Here is a 16,532-nt window from a genome sequence, read left to right as displayed (position 1 = left end):
TACGCCAACCTTATATCCCGGCAACAGTGTCTATTTTTTCCCACTGCTTGCCCTTTGCCGAGGCCGTAACCACGTACCGAAGCGGTCCACCCGCATCAACGCTGTCAAACGGGTAACAGGTCACGAGTAGCAGGGTTCCGTCCGGCAACCGCTGTGTGTCAATCAGCTCTGCCCGGCTGTCAACTACCCGGATACCCTCAACGCGATACTCTTGCCATCGGCCATCCCGGCCTTGCAGGCGAACCTCATTGCCGGCTTCCAGCGCTTTCAGGCCCCGGAAATGCGTATCCCGATGCCCGGCAATGATCACGGCTCCGCCACGCCCGCCCCCGGCCAGGCGACCCGGACCGAAGGCCAGGCTTTCGCCGTGGGTATCGGCCAGGACGATCATTGAATCGTTAAGCTCCGGAATGGCAAGACGGGCCACCGGCCAGGTATCTGCCCACGGCCAGGGCCGCGACTCGGTTTGCCGGGCCTGGCTCTCCGCCCAGGCGAGCTCCAGTAATTCCTGGGCAATCGCCGCCTTGAGAGGAATCCATAATCCGAATACCAACAAGGTAGCAGAGCTGGAAAAGAGCAAAAGCAGCAACCTTCTCATGAGAACGTCCTCCGCTGCAGCAGCACAAGGGCAAGCGAAAACATCAACCCAACCAGCCCGAGCGCAATCAACAGCGGCGCCGACGTTGCCGTCTGCGGATATCGCAGCATGCCGGCCTGACTCCCCGCTGGCAGCAAGGTGGGCAGGTTATCCGATGCCATTGGCGTATCCACGCTACGGACGGGAGTGGATTCCACGGCGACAAAACTGGTGTAAGCCGACATCAGCCCATGGTTGACTGCCAACTCGGTGATACCGGCCTTGTCTGGTTCCCGACCCGTTACTTTCGCTTCATCCTCCAGAGTGTCGATCTTCTCTCTGGCCCAATGCCGATGAAGCCCTGTTGCGGAAGCAGCCTGCTGCAGATCCAGCGTCCAGCTCCAGTCCTTTCCACCGGGCAGGCGCCCCGAAACCTTCAGTTCACCGGTAGCCGTGACGCCCCGGGCAACAAACATCAAAGGCTCACCCTGAAACAGATCTCCCGGACGCCGCGGGAACGACTCAATACCCGCCTCCTGCCCCGGCCAGTTGACCCGGATATCCGTGAGCACCGGCGACTCCATGGCCGAAAACAACGCCTGCAGCGGGCCGTCAACATCTGCAGGCGACTGGATGGCCGTGTAGCTACCCCGTCCCCAACGGGCTGCCTCACGCATGAAATGGCGATTCGGCGCAGAACCGATGCCCACGGTAAACAAGCGTTTATTGCCTAACTGCTGACGAATCTGTTGAAACAGGGCCGCCTCGTTACCCACTGCGCCATCGGTAATAAAGATCACCTGGCGCACCCGCGCCCCGTCGTCCGTCTCGGTTGGGCCGTTTAAGGCCAGTGACAGAGCTGGCGCCATTTCCGTTCCACCATCGGCCTGGAGACGGTCAACGTATTGTCGGGCCCGGGCAAGATTGTTCCCGGTCGCCACTTCAGGCTGCACGAACAGCGAATACGTCTGGCTGTTAAACTGAATCACATTGAACCTGTCCGCCGGTGTCAGCGTCTCAAGACCGGCCTTAAGCGCGCTGCGAGCCTGGCGAATCGATTCACCCGCCATTGAACCGGAGGTGTCGATCACGAAGATCAGATCCCGTGGCAGCGCCATGGTCCCCTCCTCACCCGGCATCAGCATGGCCATCAGATAGTCCTCGCCCAACCAGGACTGATGAAAAACCGCCGCGGAAGGCTCGACCCCGGAAACCGGACGCCAGCGCACCACAAAATCCCGGTCCATTAGGATCTCACCGCCATCCGGACGAACTCTGAACGTCTGACCATCCTGACTGGTAGTCAGGCGATGTGACGGGCTGGAGACGCTCTCCAACGGCAACCCGGAATCAATGACCAGACTGATCGACGCCCGATGGCTGTCCGCTGACACATCGCCAGGGTTGACTGTAAACGGGCTGATAGCACCGGCATCAGGAACTTCGGTGGTCGGTACAGCCCAACCACCCTGCCACTGGTCTGGTGCCGATCTGACCGGCGTTCCCGGCATATAACGCGGCGTGAGCGTGGTTGGAAGAGTGAGCTCGAAAACGCCCGCCTGATACTGCACCGGTTGCTGGTACTTCAGCTCCACCGAGACCGTTTCTCCCGGAGGAATATTGGCAACCCGGGCGGTAAACAGATTCGGTCGCTGTTGCTCCACATTCGCCGCATGCTGCCCGGCTTCCCTGGCTTTTTCATAAGTTCGCCGGGCCTGCTTTTTAGGCTGCACCTCGCCCTCTATGGTCCGCTCCCCCACCTTCATGGTGAGACCATAAACACTGGCTTTCTCCGGTAACGGAAACACAAAGACCCCTTCCCGCCACTGATCGCTGGTATTCCGAAAACTGCGCAACAGGCGACTGTCAGCAATCAATCCGCTGATTTTTATGTCAAAGTCACTGTCCAGTACCAGTGCTGGCTCCTGCCACACACCCTGGCCGTCCACAAAGTGCAACTGACCGACGTGGTCCGCTTCATCCGCTTCGGCATAGAGTGGGTGAACAAACAACATCAACAACACCGTAAGCCAGAGGCTTACCCCCTCCAGCAAGCGTTTGAACCGGAATCTCTGGCGTCTGGAAACAGTAGCCGGTGTGTATAGCCGTAATGGAGAACTGGAAATAATCATGAGAGCATCCTTTTGACTGCATGACTGTGCGAAAACGCCATTTCAGCAATCCGGAAAGGAACTCCCATGGCAGAAAGCGACAAACCACCCATCAAAAAATGATGAATTATGGCAACAGAGACTTTCTCCCTTGTCATCAACACCTGCCGTGCTTAAATAGGCACTCACCGGCAAGGGGAAGCAGCCGCTACCATGAAGAAACACGTTGTACTGATCGAGGATGAACCCGCCATCCGCGACAACTACCGCGCGGCGTTTGAACGCCGCGGATATCGGGTAACCGCGCATGCTGACCGGTCGTCTGCCTGGCAGGTGCTCCGTCAGTCATTACCAGACCTGGCCATTATCGACGTGGGCCTGGGCGACGAACCGGAAGGCGGCTTTGCCTTGTGCCAGGATCTTCGGTCACTGTCACAGACCCTGCCGATCATCTTCCTGACCGCCCGTGACAGCGATATCGATTCCGTCCACGGCCTGCGCCTGGGCGCCGACGACTACGTCACCAAGGACATGAGCCTGGACCACCTTCTGGCCCGTGTCACCGCCCTGCTCAGACGGGCTGATGCCTGGGCCGAAGCTCTTCAGAAGCCGGATGAAGTTCTCCAGCGGGGCAAGCTTTCCCTCAATGTTGATCGCATGACGGTCGCCTGGGAACAGACACCCATTGACCTGACCGTCACCGAGTTCTGGATGTTGCATTCACTGGTGCAGCATCCGGGCCATGTGCGCAGCCGGGAACAATTGATGGAATCGGCGAGCACCGTGCTGGACGACAACACGGTTACTTCCCATATCAAACGTATCCGGCGAAAGTTCCTGCAGCTGGACGAATCCTTTGATGGTATCCAGACCGCCTATGGCATGGGTTACCGCTGGAATGCCCGTGAGGTCTGAGACTTGAGCCTGAAACGCCAGTTGTTTGTTGCCAGCCTGCTGATGCTGCTGATCCCCTGGGCAGGTTTGCAATTTGTCCTGGAGCTGGACGATGCCCTCCGGCAACAGGCCCGGCTGCAACTGCAGGCCCAGGCCGGCAGACTCGCCGAAGCCGCCGGCGACATGATCATCGGCAAGCCTGTTATAGGGCCAGATGAGCCAGCCATTTATGTTGAACCCCTCACCGGCGGCCTGAATCTGGACGGCTACGACGCCGACTGGCCCGGCTACGACCAGGAAAATCAGTCCTGGAGCGGGCAAGGCCGTACCGGCTCTGACGCCGGAGAACCCACTCTGACGTGGCAGGCAATCAGTGACCGGCGCTATCTGTATCTGTTCATTCGTATCAGCCAGCGCAAACCGGTTTACTTCAACCCGGGAAGCCCCGAGCAGCCCCACGACCGCCTCCGGATGTGGCTCGAACCGCCCTCCGGGACCCTTGGCCCCGACGCAAAGCCGAGATCCTGGCTGTTACGCACGCCAGCGCCCGGCCAACTGTATGGTCTGGATGAATCAACCATGCAGCCGGATTACCGTGTTTCCTCTTTCATGCATGGCACCGTAGAAGGCTGGCAACTGGAACTGAAGATGCCGATGCCCGCAGACCGGAGCCGGCTCGGGTTTGCTGCCTTGTGGGGCAACGAACCGTCAGCCGGCGTTGCCACCTCCACCAACCCGCTGCCGGTTCTGGTCAGTCGCAACCAGGCCCTTGAACGACAGTTTGAACCACGACTGAACGAAGGCCAGCGCGTCCGCCTGGTGGAACCGGCAGGCTGGGTAATCGCCAGCCAGCAATTCGCTTCGGCCGCCCCAACACCCGATTTTGACACCCTCAGCCCGCTTCAGGTGACTGAACAGATAAGTCTTAACGCCCTTCGAGCACTGGTACGCTTCTACCAACCGGAACCGACAACCATCGAAAACGGCAGCAGCCGGATAGCAATCGGAGCAATCCCCGAAGAAGGCCTGGTCCGCCACGAAGATGACAGCGTCTGGCTGCTGACCACCCGGAAAGTCTTCGGTGGCCGAACCCTGATCCTGGAGCAGTCCTTGGACCAGCTTCTCACCCTCTCCGGCTCCACGCTTGGTTCAGTCATTGCCCGCAGCACCCTTATCATCGTTGCCCTGACACTGGTTTTGCTCGGGTATGCCAGTTGGCTGTCATGGCGGATTACCCGGCTACAGCGGGCTGTCAGCGCCAGTATTGACGAGGATGGACGGATTACCGGCAAGGTGCCGGACTCCGGAACCAAAGATGAGCTGGGGCAGCTTCAGCAGCACTTCAGCCAGATGGTGGATCGTCTTCATGGCTACAACCGGTATCTGGAGAGCTTTTCCCGACGTCTGTCCCATGAACTGAAGACTCCGGTTGCCGTTGTCCGTTCATCGCTGGAGAACCTCAGCCATAGCGACTCGGAAGAAGAACGCCGGCAGTACATTGAGCGCGCCACCTCTGCCACGGAACGTCTGCGACAGATACTCCACGGCATGAGCGAAGCCGCACGCCTGGAACAGAGCCTGGACCATGCCGACAAGGAACCGTTTGATCTGGCAGAAGTGGCAGGCGCAGCTACCGGCGCCTATCAGGCACTGGATAGCAGTCATCAGATCCGTTACGCAGGGCCGGAAGCCGGCTGTCCAATCACTGGCTCCCCGGAGCTGATGGTGCAACTGCTCGACAAACTGGTGGATAACGCACGGGATTTCACACCCGAGGACGGGCTGATTGAGGTAGGCCTGGAAGCCACGCCAGAGGGCTTGTGCCTGTCGGTTTTCAACCAGGGTTCAAAGCTGCCGGAAGATGCCTCAACCGACATCTTCAGCCCCTTTGTCTCGATGCGGGACGGACAGGAACAGGGCCACCTGGGGCAGGGTTTGCTGATCGTCAGCCTTATTGCCGACTACCATGGTGCCCGGGTGGAAGCCAGGAATCGCTTCCAAGGTGGCATTGACGGTGTAAGCTTCCGAGTTATCATCCCTGCCATCCATTCTTGAAAACAGGACCTTCCCACCGTGAGCGCACGCCTGGACTCCCTCGACATCCATCCGCTACGGAATGACCTCTATAACGAGCTGCATTCGCGACCGTTTCAGGTGCTGCCTACGCCGGCGCGGGTCACCCAGATGGCGGTACTCACCACGCCGGAGCAGCGAGAAAAGCAGTTCCAGCATCTTCAGGAGCTGCATCGTTTGCTGGGGCATCCGGTGCCGGAAAAGGAAGTGAGCTGTTTTGAACACACCTTTGGCACCTTCCGCGTGCGACGCGAGATGCACATGGAATTCGCATCCTACACATTTATCAACCTTGCCGTGGATGACGAAACTCCCTTTACCACAACCGGTATTAGCCCGCTGCCCGCAGGATGGCTGGAGCAATTAACCGGAACGGTGATTGCGGCATTCCATCTGGACGTCCGCCCCGCCGCCGACGGCACCGAAGGCGATCTGGGCTTTGTTCGCAAGCACTTCGAAGGTATGCGGCTTGTGGGCAGCAGCCCCCAGGAAGGCGCCGCCCGGGTGTGGGGCACCTTCCGCCTGCACAGCGATGGCTTTGGCCGGTTCATGGTGATGAACCACCACATGTCCGACAGCCAGCTGGGCCGACTTACCCAGCGACTGATGGAGATCGAGACCTACCGGCTGATGTCATTGCTGGCACTGCCGGTTGCCCGGGAAATCACCCCATCCCTGAATGATATGGACGAAAAACTGGCCGTGATCACCCGCTCACTGGCCGAAAATGAAGATGTTGATGAAGAGAAGCTGCTGGCCCAGCTGACCAACATTGCCGCCCGCATTGAAGCTTTTCGGGCCCATTCCACGTTCCGTTTTGCAGCAACCCGGGCTTACCACCAACTGGTACTGACCCGCCTGGAGGAACTCCGGGAAGACGAACTCTCAGGCCACCTGACCCTGACCGAATTCATGACCCGCCGACTGACCCCGGCGGTAAAAACCTGCGAAGCGGTGAGCGAACGGCTGGAAGACCTGTCACGCCGGGTAGATCGGGCTTCGGACATGATGCGCACCCGGGTGGAACTGGCCATCCAGAGCCAGAACCAGCAATTACTCAGTTCCATGGATCGGCGCTCCAAGATCCAGCTGATGATGCAGCACACCGTGGAAGGCTTCTCGGTGGTTGCCATCACCTATTACCTGATCGGGCTGCTGAAATTCGGACTGGATTCGCTGTACGAAGCCGGCGTCGCCTTCAACAAAACCCTGGTTCTGGGCCTCGCCATCCCCGTGGTCATGGCCCTGGTCTTTCTCGGGGTCCGGGTGGTGCACCATCACTTCATCAAGATGGCAAAGCGGCAGTAGTGCCGCTTAGGCGCCCATTTCCCGTTCCCCGGCAAACTGCCGATAAAACTGCTGGGCGGTGCGGCCGTTACGGACACCCTTGGACGTAGCAAAGCGAATCGCCTCCCGATGCAGGCCCTCCCGATCCTCAACCTCCGGGAACAGCGCATCCACCGCCTGCAGGTAAACCTCCTGTGAAAACGCATAAAACGACAGTTGCAGGCCAAACCGGTCTGCCAGGGAAACCTGCTCCTCAATGGCCTCAGCCGGATGCAGCTCACCATCGCGCATCTCGCTCTTGAGGTTATCGGACATGAACTCCGGCATCAGATGCCGGCGATTCGACGTGGCATAAACCCGCACGTTCTCCGGCGGCAGTTCGAGGGAACCCTCAAGTATGCTCTTCAGAGCCTTGTAGCCCGATTCGCCCACATCGAACGACAGGTCATCGCAGTAAATCACGAACCGGAACGGCAGATCACAGACCTCATCGACAATTTCCGGCAGGTGCACCAGATCGTCCTTGTCCACCTCAATCATCCGCAGACCACTGGCCTGGTATCGATTCAACAATGCCTTGATCAGCGACGACTTGCCGGTACCCCGGGCACCCCACAGCAACGCGTTATTCGACGGTTCACCGGCGAGAAAACGCTCGGTGTTGCGGGCGAGGGCCTGTTGCTGCCGGCTGATGCCCGTCAGGTCCTGCCACTGGACCGGATCGAGCCGACGAATCGCCCTCAAACCCGCACGATGACGGCGCCAGACGGCTGCCGGTATGGTTTGCCAATCAAAGGATACTGTTCCAGACATAAACCTCTTTCCTATTCCGTCCCGGGCCAGCCTGTGAAACACTGCCCCGAAGAAACAACCGGTTAAAAAGGAGACTTTACCGCAAATGGCCGTAAAATCCGTCGCTCTGGTAGCACACGACAACAAGAAAAAGGAACTGGTGGACTGGGTCGAAGACAATCGCACCCGTTTTGCCCCACTGACACTCTACGCCACCGGCACCACCGGCCGGCTGCTTCGTGACAACCTGGGACGGGATGATATCCATTGCCTGCTCAGCGGCCCGTTGGGCGGTGACCAGCAGATCGGGGCCAAGATTGCCGAGGGTGAAATCGACCTGCTGGTGTTCTTCTGGGACCCGCTGGAACCCCAGCCCCATGACCCGGACATCAAAGCCCTGCTGCGCATTGCCGCGCTCTGGAATATTCCTGTGGCCTGTAACCGGGCAACAGCGGAGTTCATCCTGACTTCGGCTTACATGACCGACGACCAGCACCACCCGAAAAAGCCCGATTTCTCCGATTACACCGGCCGCTCTGTCAGCACCTGAGCAGTGATAAACTAGCCAGAACAAAACAACATGGAGGACACCATGGCACGAATCTACGAGGACAATTCCCTGTCCATTGGCAACACCCCATTGGTCAAACTGAACCGCGTGAATGATGGCGCAACCATCTGGGCCAAGATTGAAGGACGCAACCCGGCCTATTCAGTCAAATGCCGGATTGGCTCTGCAATGATCTGGGACGCCGAAAAGCGCGGCACCCTCAAGCCCGGCATGACCATCGTGGAGCCCACCAGCGGCAACACAGGCATCGCGCTGGCCTACGTGGCTGCTGCCAGAGGCTACAAGCTTATTCTGACCATGCCGGCCTCCATGAGTCTGGAGCGTCGCAAAGTCCTGAAAGCCCTGGGTGCAGAACTGGTACTGACGGAACCCGCCAAGGGCATGCCGGGTGCCATCGCCAGGGCTGAAGAAATTGCCGCCTCGGACCCCGAGAATCATTATCTGCCCCAGCAGTTCCAGAACCCGGCCAACCCCCGCATTCACGAAGACACCACCGGCCCGGAAATCTGGAACGACACCGACGGAGAAGTGGACATCTTCGTGGCAGGCGTGGGAACCGGTGGCACCCTGACGGGCGTGTCCCGCTACATCAAGGACACCAAGGGCAAAAAGATCACCAGCGTTGCCGTTGAACCCACAGATTCCCCGATCATCACCCAGGTAATGAACGGCGAAGATCCCAAGCCCTCGCCCCACAAGATTCAGGGTATTGGCGCAGGATTTGTGCCCAAGAACCTGGACCTTGAGCTGGTCGACCAGGTGGAAACAGTCAGCAACGAAGACGCCATGGATATGGCTCACCGTCTGATGCAGGAAGAAGGCATTCTCTGCGGTATTTCCTGTGGCGCGGCGGTAGTGGCTGCGGTGCGAATCAGCAAACAGCCGGAGCACCAGGGCAAGAATATCGTTGTGATACTACCGGATAGCGCAGAACGGTACCTTTCAACAGCACTGTTTGCGGACCGGTTCGGTGAAGCGGAAAACGTACAGTAAATGAAAAAGGCGCAGCCTTGCGCTGCGCCTTACACCCATCAGAACTGGAACTTCAGGCCAACACGCCCGGTATCGAATTCCGGCCCGCTATTGGTGACCTGGCCGTTGAAATCCTCTTTATCAATATCAACGTTGTAGCGGTTGTATTCCGCAAAGGCCGTCAGTTGCGGCGTTACACGGAAATCCACACCGGCACCCACATAGGGCGATACATCGTCGTAGGTTTCACTCTGTTCAAACGCATCCACATCGAATGCAGACACAAAGGCACCGGCTTTACCATATACGCCGAAACTTTCAGTGAGAGGTAAACGTCCCACTGCGCCAAGGCCAAAACCTTTCAGTTTGCCTTCAACATCGTCCTCGCCAAAGTTGCCAAAATCCGTGTATTCCGCTTCCAGAGCGAAAAACGAGTTGAACTGGTAACCAAGGGCGGCGCCAAGCAGGTCGTTTTCGTCCTCAAACTCGCCACCATGGGACTTATACCCCCCGTAACTGCCGCTGATGTAGGGGCCGGACTGATCACGTCCCACTTCGTCCTGAGCCATGACCACAGGCGCTGTGAAAACAGAAGCGGTAAACAGAGTGACACCGGTAAAACGGATCGCGGACTTCATAGGGCGTTCCTCCTAATGAGTTCAGGTTTCCTTCCAACGATTATTGAAAACTGCGTTTCAACAACTTGAACTCACCCTACCAGTGATCTCGCTAACACCGGGTTAAGATCGAACTAAGATATTGTAATCTAAGGTTAATTCTAAAAGGAGAAAGAAAGCAGGTCAGGCCGAAGGACCGGAACTTGAAGAGGTGGTTTCGCTCGTTGCTGGGGCTTCCGTATCGCCGGATTCCTCCGGTTTTCCGGATTCCGCCTGTTTCATCAACACCATCCCTCCTTGCAGGAGCAAGGACTTGAGCCGGGGATCTTTCTGTTCGGCAACCCCCACCGCAAACGCCATCAGCGCCGCCTCCATGGGATTTTCCTTGATCAGGCGGCGAATGGCATTGATGCCAGAGTTCGATTGGCCAGCAGACCCTGACTGAGACTTGCCGGATGAAACCGGGCGTGTCAGACGCTGGAAAACAAGCGCAAGCAGGAGCATGCACACCAATCCGACCGATCCCATGGCTCCGGCCTCGCCGAGCACAGGTGTCAGCGCCACGACCGCGGCCTGTATGAGAAGGTAAAGCCCGAAAAGCAGAAGAGCGGTGAACAAGACCAACGCCAGCAAAAAGCCAATGATGGCAGCGGCAGCCTTGCGCACCGCACCCTGTACCTGAGCGGAATCAAGCATGATCAGCGATCAAGCAGCTTGCCCACCAGGATGCCCGCCAGAAACATGAGGATTATGCTGAGAAACGGGCGCTCCTCAATCTTGTGTTCAACATCCTGAAACGCTTTATCACCAGCATCCTTGGCACGATGTAAAGCCTCATCGCCTCTTTGCCGGACCTGATCAAGAGCCTCTCGACTCTCTCGACGGATCTCGTCACGCAGGTTGCTGATGTTGCTTTTCTGGCCTTCAGAAACCGACCGGGTCAGCTTGGCCAGATCCTCGCGCAATTCCTGAAGATCCTGCCTGACCTGGTTATAGTCGTCCTGGGTAGAAGATTTGGCTTCCATGTTCTGCCTCCTTAAACAATAGATTTACTGCTAATTTGGCGATTGCAGATTAAGAGCACCCTCCGATGATCAGCGATCTTTACGGAGGGCCCTCTAGCCTAGCACATATAAATTAAACGCAGATTACCGGCTATTGGATCACCGGTGCCCCTTCCCGGGTTTGCCCGCCAGACCCATGCAGTTGGCGTAATACGTCGTGGTGGCCGGCCAGTCCGAGAAGATGCCTATCACACCTACATCTCGAGCCAGAACGTCAATCACAGTGAACATATCGCCATCGTTGTTAATGGCATCGGTTACCGTTTGGTAATACCAGCCACCGCCATTTTCAAGCGGACCACTGCGCTCAACCGTCCAGGCAATCATGTCCAGATCCGCCGTGCGAGCATTCTCTGCGTATTCGGATGGAACAATCTTGCCGTGGCTGTCCAGCGTCAGCATCTTCCACAGAGCCGGCGCCAGAATATTCACACCCTGGGCCTTCAGATCCTCCATGTAGGCCAGAGAGGTGTTCTCCGATGTAGGCGCTGACTGGTCCAGGAAAACAGCCTGCCGGCCAAACCGGGGCGTCTCGTTCACCCAGAAAAGCACATCATCCAGATTGAACGACTGGGGCCAAACATCTCTGGGTCGGACACCCGCATCAACATAATCCTGGATCATCTGCAGGGCATAATCCTGCTGGCTGTAATCGCCTTCAAATGGCATATCGACAACGGGTGATTTCAGCTCCGGGGTGAACTTCACACCCAACGTCTTGAAAAGCTCAATGCTCTCCTTGTGTGTCATCAGCGTGCCCTGACTGGCGTAAAGATCCGTACGCCAGTCTGCGGTGCCGCCCAGATACTCCTCCGGCGTGGTTGCCATCGGGTTGTAGGCATCCATCTTGCCCTTCAGGGACTTGAACTCGGCCAGGGTAATGTCGCTGGTGCGACACTCGGCCTTCGCGGGGGTACCAGAGGCCGGATCAGCCGGAACAAACGGCTGGGTACATTTGGCATTCAGCTCCGGCACAGCAACGATATTGGTGGTGGTGTGCAGATCGTTCTGGGCGTGCCGGCAAACCAGTTCCCGATCTTTGGTGAACGCCACGTCGCACTCCACAATTCCCGCGCCCATCTGGGCCGCAGCCACGTAGGACTGGAGCGTATGCTCGGGAAATTGCAGCGGAGCGCCACGGTGGCCAATAGAGAAATCCGAACGTTTGAATTGGCGGGTATTGCAGGACTGCAGGCGTTTTTTCAGCGGGCCGTCATCCATGTTCTCTACCAGCCAGAAAGGGCGTGGCCCAAGATGGATCGGCTGCCTGCCACCGGCCTGATTATGCCAACCGCTTGAAGGACCGTGCTTCCAACCCTCAGAACCGGGAGAACCCCAGGATTCTTGAGACCCCTTACCCGGGGCGGCATGTGCCGTTGTGAGGGCCGCCGTGCAAAGCGCGAGGCCCAGAATCGTGCGTAACTTCATAACCAGCTCCTTGTGAAATGAACGATACTGCCTCACCAGTGTTCACAAGGAGCGTTACGGCGTAAAGACGTTTTTATGAAGGCTAGATGATTCTCAACTGGCCGATGAAGCCTCGTACTCACGAATCATCCCGACCAACTGATCCTTCAGGTTCAGTCGCTTCTTCTTCAGGGTTTCAATGTACTCATCCGACGTGGTCTCGGCACCCGATTCAATGCGATGAACCTCATGATCCACCTCATGGTATTCATCAAACAGCTTGGCAAAATGGTTGCTGTTGGTTTTCAGCAGATGAATGGCTTCTTTGGAATCCGGCAGCTCATGAATCAGATCGTGTTTTTCCAAGGACATAATCGCAGTCTCCATGACTGTGGGGGGATAAAGTGTTTCCGACTCGTTTCAGTGTATGACTCGCCGCAACCGCCAGTCTTGATCCGTGTCAAACGCCCGCATGGATAAAGCAGAGGTAACCACTAGCTGTCACCGCAGGCTTTCTGCACTGTCGCGCCAAAATCCTCACGAATCCGGTCATTCTCGGCCTCATTCACATACACCCGCTCACCCTGTTCATTGATATCGTACAGCCTGGAGACACTGGCCAGATACTTTTCACGCGACTGAAGCTTTTTGCACAGGTCTGTGCGCTTTCTCGAATCCTCTTCAACCAGAACATCCACGGCCTGCTGCGCCGTGCGTTCACTCTGCTGTTGCTCCACAAATTCCATCATCCTCCGAACGCGCTCCCGGGCAGCGGCATCAAAGCTGGCCGGCGCCGGGTCAATCCTGACTTCACTGGATTCAGCGTCAGCCGGAGGGCGATCTCCAAAGTGAGTCTGCCCGTTGGCATCGACCCATTTGTAGACGCCGGCGTTTGCGGCGAGGGGGAGAATGCAGCAAGAGATCAAAACAACGAATGCTTTCACACAGACTTCCTTTAAAGCCGGTTAATTCCTTGGAGCCTCCGATAGTAAAAGGCTCTGGGTAAAACCTAAACTTTTATCTGCGTGACCGCCACCAATCAGATGCACGGCTCGACGAGAAGCCCACTTCCAGGGCAAATTTCCGAGAGTGAACTATTCTGCCAATATGGATAAACCATCGGAGTTATACCACCGGGCTCGTATAACTCCCTCAGTTAATCAGAGTAGGCCCTATAGGTATATGATATTTTTGAGGATAGTCATAAAAGACCTGAGAGTTATGCGTACGCCCTCAAAAGTGTCAAAGGAAAGAAATACATATAACTCCGGCACAAGCCGTTAGTCCTTGACTGTAAGTGTCTGGTTTTAGGGATTAAACTCATTTTTGGTCGATTGCCTGATTGGATTATCACGAATACGTGATAGGCGACCGCATTCGTCTAATTAGCCGTTAATGGCCAAGGCCTCGGAAGGATTCAGGCAGTAAAGCAGGGAGTTGCTTTCAAACGTTTATCACCGTCCAGCTCTTCTCCCCGCAAAATACTGCAAAATCCGTGAGTTTCGTGTTCTGGTTCCTTTCGCCATGGGCTAGGGTCAGTGCAAGCTGTTTGGTAAAAGGCATTCGGATTCGAGTGCCAGGGATGGACTGCCGGGTAACCGGCCATTAACAAGGCGCATCAGTACACGGCCGCTGGCCGCCGGACGCCACAGTCGTGGCGCCGCTGTGCTTCAGCGTTAACTCTGCAAAGATGGCAGTTAATGTAGTCAACAACTTGAGTCTGTATAAAAGGACGATTATGGAATACTCGGTCACTTATGAGGATGGATTTTTAACTAGGGAGATTGGTTCCATTGCCACAAAGGCCGATGTAGCCATCACAGAACTAATTGCAAATGGTCACGATGCAGGCGCGTCTGAGGTAAGAATCATTTTTCCGGATGAGAAAGGAAGCCTCATTACAGTCGAAGACAATGGGGTTGGCCTGACCGAATCGCAATTCGAGCAAAGGTGGTTGAAGCTACGCTATGACAGAAAGAAGCATCAAGGTTCCTTGGTAGAAATACCTGAAGATAATAATCTGGGAAAGACTAGACTCGCCTTCGGAAGAAACGGCGTCGGACGGCATGCGGGTCTCTGTTTTGATGATGAGTATACCGTCGAGACTTGGCGTAATAAAGAATGCAATATTTACGAGCTGAAGTTGTCATCCGGCAGGCAACCTATAGAGGTTAAAGAGCACCGCAAGGAAGATAAGCCAGGTCATGGAACAAAGATAAAGGTAATTGCTAATAAAAACTTGATACCGGTTGAAGAACTTACCGAAACTATATCAGCCAGATTTTTGTTCAATCCTGAATTCAAAGTATATGTAAATGGGAGGCTTATAACGCTATCAGAGCACCCAGGTATCGTCAAAAGCACAGAAATCAATCCTGTTGGAAGTATCAATATAAAGTTGACTCTGGTTGATTCATCAACAACCTCCCGAACGGCTAGACAGCATGGGGTAGCTTTTTGGTTGGGCGGTCGTTTATTGGGCGATCCTTCTTGGTCCATAAACGGGCAGCAAGTATTTGACGGGCGGAAATCTTTTGCTAAAAGATACACCGTGATAGCGGAGTCTGAGGACCTTTTTGACTTCATTGAGGCCGATTGGTCTGGCTTTAAATCTGATTTTTCCGCCCTAAATCTGATAGCAGAAGAAATTTCTGATTTTGTTAAATCATGCTACTTAGAGCTTTCAAAAAACGAAATAGAAACAACTAAGCGTCAGGTTTTTGATTCGCATAAAGGTGAGTTAAAAGAGCTGCCAAGACTGGCTCGAAGAGAGTTGGTTAATTTTGTTGATCAAATTTTAGCCGGAAGTCCTGACATAAGGATTGAGCTTCTTGAGCTTGCATTTAAAGCGGCTCTTAATCTTGAAAAATCTAGATCTGGGATCTCGTTATTATATAAGCTAACAAATATATCGCCAAACGATTCTGAATCACTGAACTCGTTCTTAGAGGAATGGAACGTGTCAGATGCAATGTCCATTCTTGCTGAAATAGATTCTAGAATAAAAGTAATCGAGGCGATAGAGAGGCTGAGCGGTGACCATAGTGTAGACGAGCTCCATACGTTGCACCCCCTTATCGAAAAGGCCAGGTGGGTATTCGGCCCTGAATTCGATACGCCAGAGTATGCAAGCAATAAGGGGCTGATCAAGACGATGATTTCTGTATTTGGAAGAAAATATAAGAAAGAGGATTTTACTAATTCTGCGAAGAGACCAGATATTGTGGTTGGTGAAAATTCCTCTATTAGTTCATTAGGTCTTGAAGAGTTCTCGGGTGAAATAAGAAAAACAAAAAGAGTTTTGTTAATCGAGCTAAAGAAAGGTGGCTTTGAGATTGGCCGCGGAGAAATGGATCAGGCTAAATATTATGTTGAGGATATCTGGCATGCCGGCGTTGGATCCTCTCAGCCATATATAAAAGCTTTTGTCGTCGGTGATAGTATTGACAACCTCACAGGAAAATACCAGTCAGTAGGAAAGTCAAAGGATGAGCAGTTTGGGGAAGTTCATGCGATAACATATTCTGAATTGGTACGGAGCGCTGAGGCTCGATTGTTTTCGCTAAAAGAAAAAATCGAAGGTCGGTATGACGGCTTGGAGGATGGTCCACTTCTAAATGAGCTTTTGGGGAACCCCGAGCAAAAAGATTTAGATTTTGCAGCCGGCCAAGAGTGAGGCAGAAGTTAACAAGGGGCTTCAGTCGACCAGTTTTCCGCTGCCGCTTCAAACTGGCGGCTGAGCCCGGCGCTATCCCCAAATCTGAATGTCCGCTTTGCGACCAGAGCGCCCAATTTGTAGTGTCAATCTCCAGCCATGTTGAGGTTTCAATACCATGCCCGATAGCACCGAATTGAGATATGTATTTACACGGCACAAAGCTCAGAGGTCTCAGTTTCTAAAGGCCAAGCCTCCCTTTCATGGGAAGCCGTCTTCCAGTCTGCCGATGACGCCCTTGAGAATACGAATGCGTTCGAGGCTATCCATGAAATTAACCGGCCTTTGATTCCCAAGAATCTCAATCGATTGGTTTAGCCAAGATTCTGCTAAAGTTGCATCATCGTCGAACGCCTCAACGGCCGCGCTCCTGATTGCCGCGCGCTGTTCTTTAAGAGTGTTTGCTGGGTCATTCATCAATGAATCTCCGTGCCCTAACCTATGTACGGTTA

The 16,532-nt window shown here is 55.1% G+C and carries 16 protein-coding genes; 6 read left to right on the top strand and 10 right to left on the bottom strand.

Annotation, left to right across the window (positions count from 1 at the left end; genetic code table 11):
* Positions 1-10: 10 nt before the first annotated feature.
* Together KO499_RS04885 and KO499_RS04880 are read right to left on the bottom strand one after the other, a co-directional pair.
* Positions 11-598: a class GN sortase gene (locus KO499_RS04885; RefSeq protein WP_215982584.1), complete on the bottom strand. Its 588-nt coding sequence runs from the start codon at positions 596-598 to the stop codon at positions 11-13.
* Entirely contained in the window at positions 595-2,709 is a 2,115-nt protein-coding gene (locus KO499_RS04880; protein ID WP_215982583.1) for a marine proteobacterial sortase target protein, read from the bottom strand. Before KO499_RS04880 ends, KO499_RS04885 begins: the two co-directional genes overlap by 4 nt.
* A gap of 192 nt (positions 2,710-2,901) precedes the next feature.
* Here KO499_RS04880 and pdsR point away from each other — a divergent pair, with 192 nt between their 5' ends.
* From pdsR to KO499_RS04865, 3 genes are read left to right on the top strand one after another with little or no spacing between them, the layout of a single operon-like run.
* The gene (gene pdsR, locus KO499_RS04875) at positions 2,902-3,603 is read left to right on the top strand and encodes a proteobacterial dedicated sortase system response regulator (RefSeq protein WP_215982582.1); all 702 of its coding nucleotides are present in this window, start codon (positions 2,902-2,904) and stop codon (positions 3,601-3,603) included.
* Positions 3,604-3,606: 3 nt separating this feature from the next.
* Positions 3,607-5,637, top strand: coding sequence for an ATP-binding protein (locus KO499_RS04870; RefSeq protein ID WP_215982581.1), 2,031 nt, complete (start codon positions 3,607-3,609; stop codon positions 5,635-5,637).
* 18 nt (positions 5,638-5,655) lie between these two features.
* A complete protein-coding gene (locus KO499_RS04865) occupies positions 5,656-6,963 on the top strand; it encodes a DUF3422 family protein (RefSeq protein ID WP_215982580.1) in 1,308 nt (435 codons plus the stop codon).
* Positions 6,964-6,969: 6 nt separating this feature from the next.
* Here the strand turns inward: KO499_RS04865 and KO499_RS04860 are convergent, their stop codons facing one another.
* On the bottom strand, positions 6,970-7,755 hold the full coding sequence (locus KO499_RS04860) for an ATP-binding protein (protein ID WP_215982579.1): 786 nt from the start codon (positions 7,753-7,755) through the stop codon (positions 6,970-6,972).
* Between the two features lie 85 nt (positions 7,756-7,840).
* On the opposite strand from KO499_RS04860, the gene KO499_RS04855 reads away from it, so the two are divergent.
* Both KO499_RS04855 and cysK read left to right on the top strand, forming a co-directional pair.
* Entirely contained in the window at positions 7,841-8,284 is a 444-nt protein-coding gene (locus KO499_RS04855) for a methylglyoxal synthase (RefSeq protein WP_215982578.1), read from the top strand.
* Between the two features lie 42 nt (positions 8,285-8,326).
* Positions 8,327-9,298, top strand: a complete 972-nt coding sequence (gene cysK, locus KO499_RS04850; RefSeq protein WP_215982577.1) for a cysteine synthase A — start codon at positions 8,327-8,329, stop codon at positions 9,296-9,298.
* Between the two features lie 38 nt (positions 9,299-9,336).
* On the opposite strand, the gene KO499_RS04845 is transcribed toward cysK, so the two are convergent.
* The 6 genes from KO499_RS04845 to KO499_RS04820 all read right to left on the bottom strand — a co-directional run bounded on the left by KO499_RS04845 (position 9,337) and on the right by KO499_RS04820 (position 13,309).
* Positions 9,337-9,915, bottom strand: coding sequence for a porin family protein (locus KO499_RS04845; protein WP_215982576.1), 579 nt, complete (start codon positions 9,913-9,915; stop codon positions 9,337-9,339).
* A gap of 162 nt (positions 9,916-10,077) precedes the next feature.
* Complete coding sequence (locus KO499_RS04840; protein ID WP_228339754.1) at positions 10,078-10,590, bottom strand: hypothetical protein; 513 nt, start codon at positions 10,588-10,590, stop codon at positions 10,078-10,080.
* Between the two features lie 2 nt (positions 10,591-10,592).
* On the bottom strand, positions 10,593-10,919 hold the full coding sequence (locus KO499_RS04835; RefSeq protein ID WP_215982575.1) for a DUF883 family protein: 327 nt from the start codon (positions 10,917-10,919) through the stop codon (positions 10,593-10,595).
* 138 nt (positions 10,920-11,057) lie between these two features.
* The gene (locus tag KO499_RS04830; RefSeq protein ID WP_215982574.1) at positions 11,058-12,386 is read right to left on the bottom strand and encodes a glycerophosphodiester phosphodiesterase family protein; all 1,329 of its coding nucleotides are present in this window, start codon (positions 12,384-12,386) and stop codon (positions 11,058-11,060) included.
* 93 nt (positions 12,387-12,479) lie between these two features.
* The gene (locus KO499_RS04825) at positions 12,480-12,737 is read right to left on the bottom strand and encodes a YdcH family protein (RefSeq protein ID WP_215982573.1); all 258 of its coding nucleotides are present in this window, start codon (positions 12,735-12,737) and stop codon (positions 12,480-12,482) included.
* A 122-nt stretch (positions 12,738-12,859) separates the two neighbouring features.
* Entirely contained in the window at positions 12,860-13,309 is a 450-nt protein-coding gene (locus KO499_RS04820; RefSeq protein WP_323133320.1) for a DUF4124 domain-containing protein, read from the bottom strand.
* Between the two features lie 794 nt (positions 13,310-14,103).
* Here KO499_RS04820 and KO499_RS04815 point away from each other — a divergent pair.
* Positions 14,104-16,041: an ATP-binding protein gene (locus KO499_RS04815; protein WP_215982572.1), complete on the top strand. Its 1,938-nt coding sequence runs from the start codon at positions 14,104-14,106 to the stop codon at positions 16,039-16,041.
* Positions 16,042-16,281: 240 nt separating this feature from the next.
* On the opposite strand, the gene KO499_RS04810 is transcribed toward KO499_RS04815, so the two are convergent.
* Positions 16,282-16,497 carry an antitoxin Xre/MbcA/ParS toxin-binding domain-containing protein gene (locus KO499_RS04810; protein ID WP_215982571.1) on the bottom strand — a complete coding sequence of 72 codons (216 nt, stop codon included), beginning with the start codon at positions 16,495-16,497 and terminating at the stop codon, positions 16,282-16,284.
* Between the last annotated feature and the right edge of the window lie 35 nt (positions 16,498-16,532).

This window comes from Marinobacter sp. F3R08 (assembly GCF_018860425.1).
Taxonomy (GTDB): domain Bacteria; phylum Pseudomonadota; class Gammaproteobacteria; order Pseudomonadales; family Oleiphilaceae; genus Marinobacter.
This window is presented reverse-complemented; position numbering and strand designations above follow the sequence as displayed.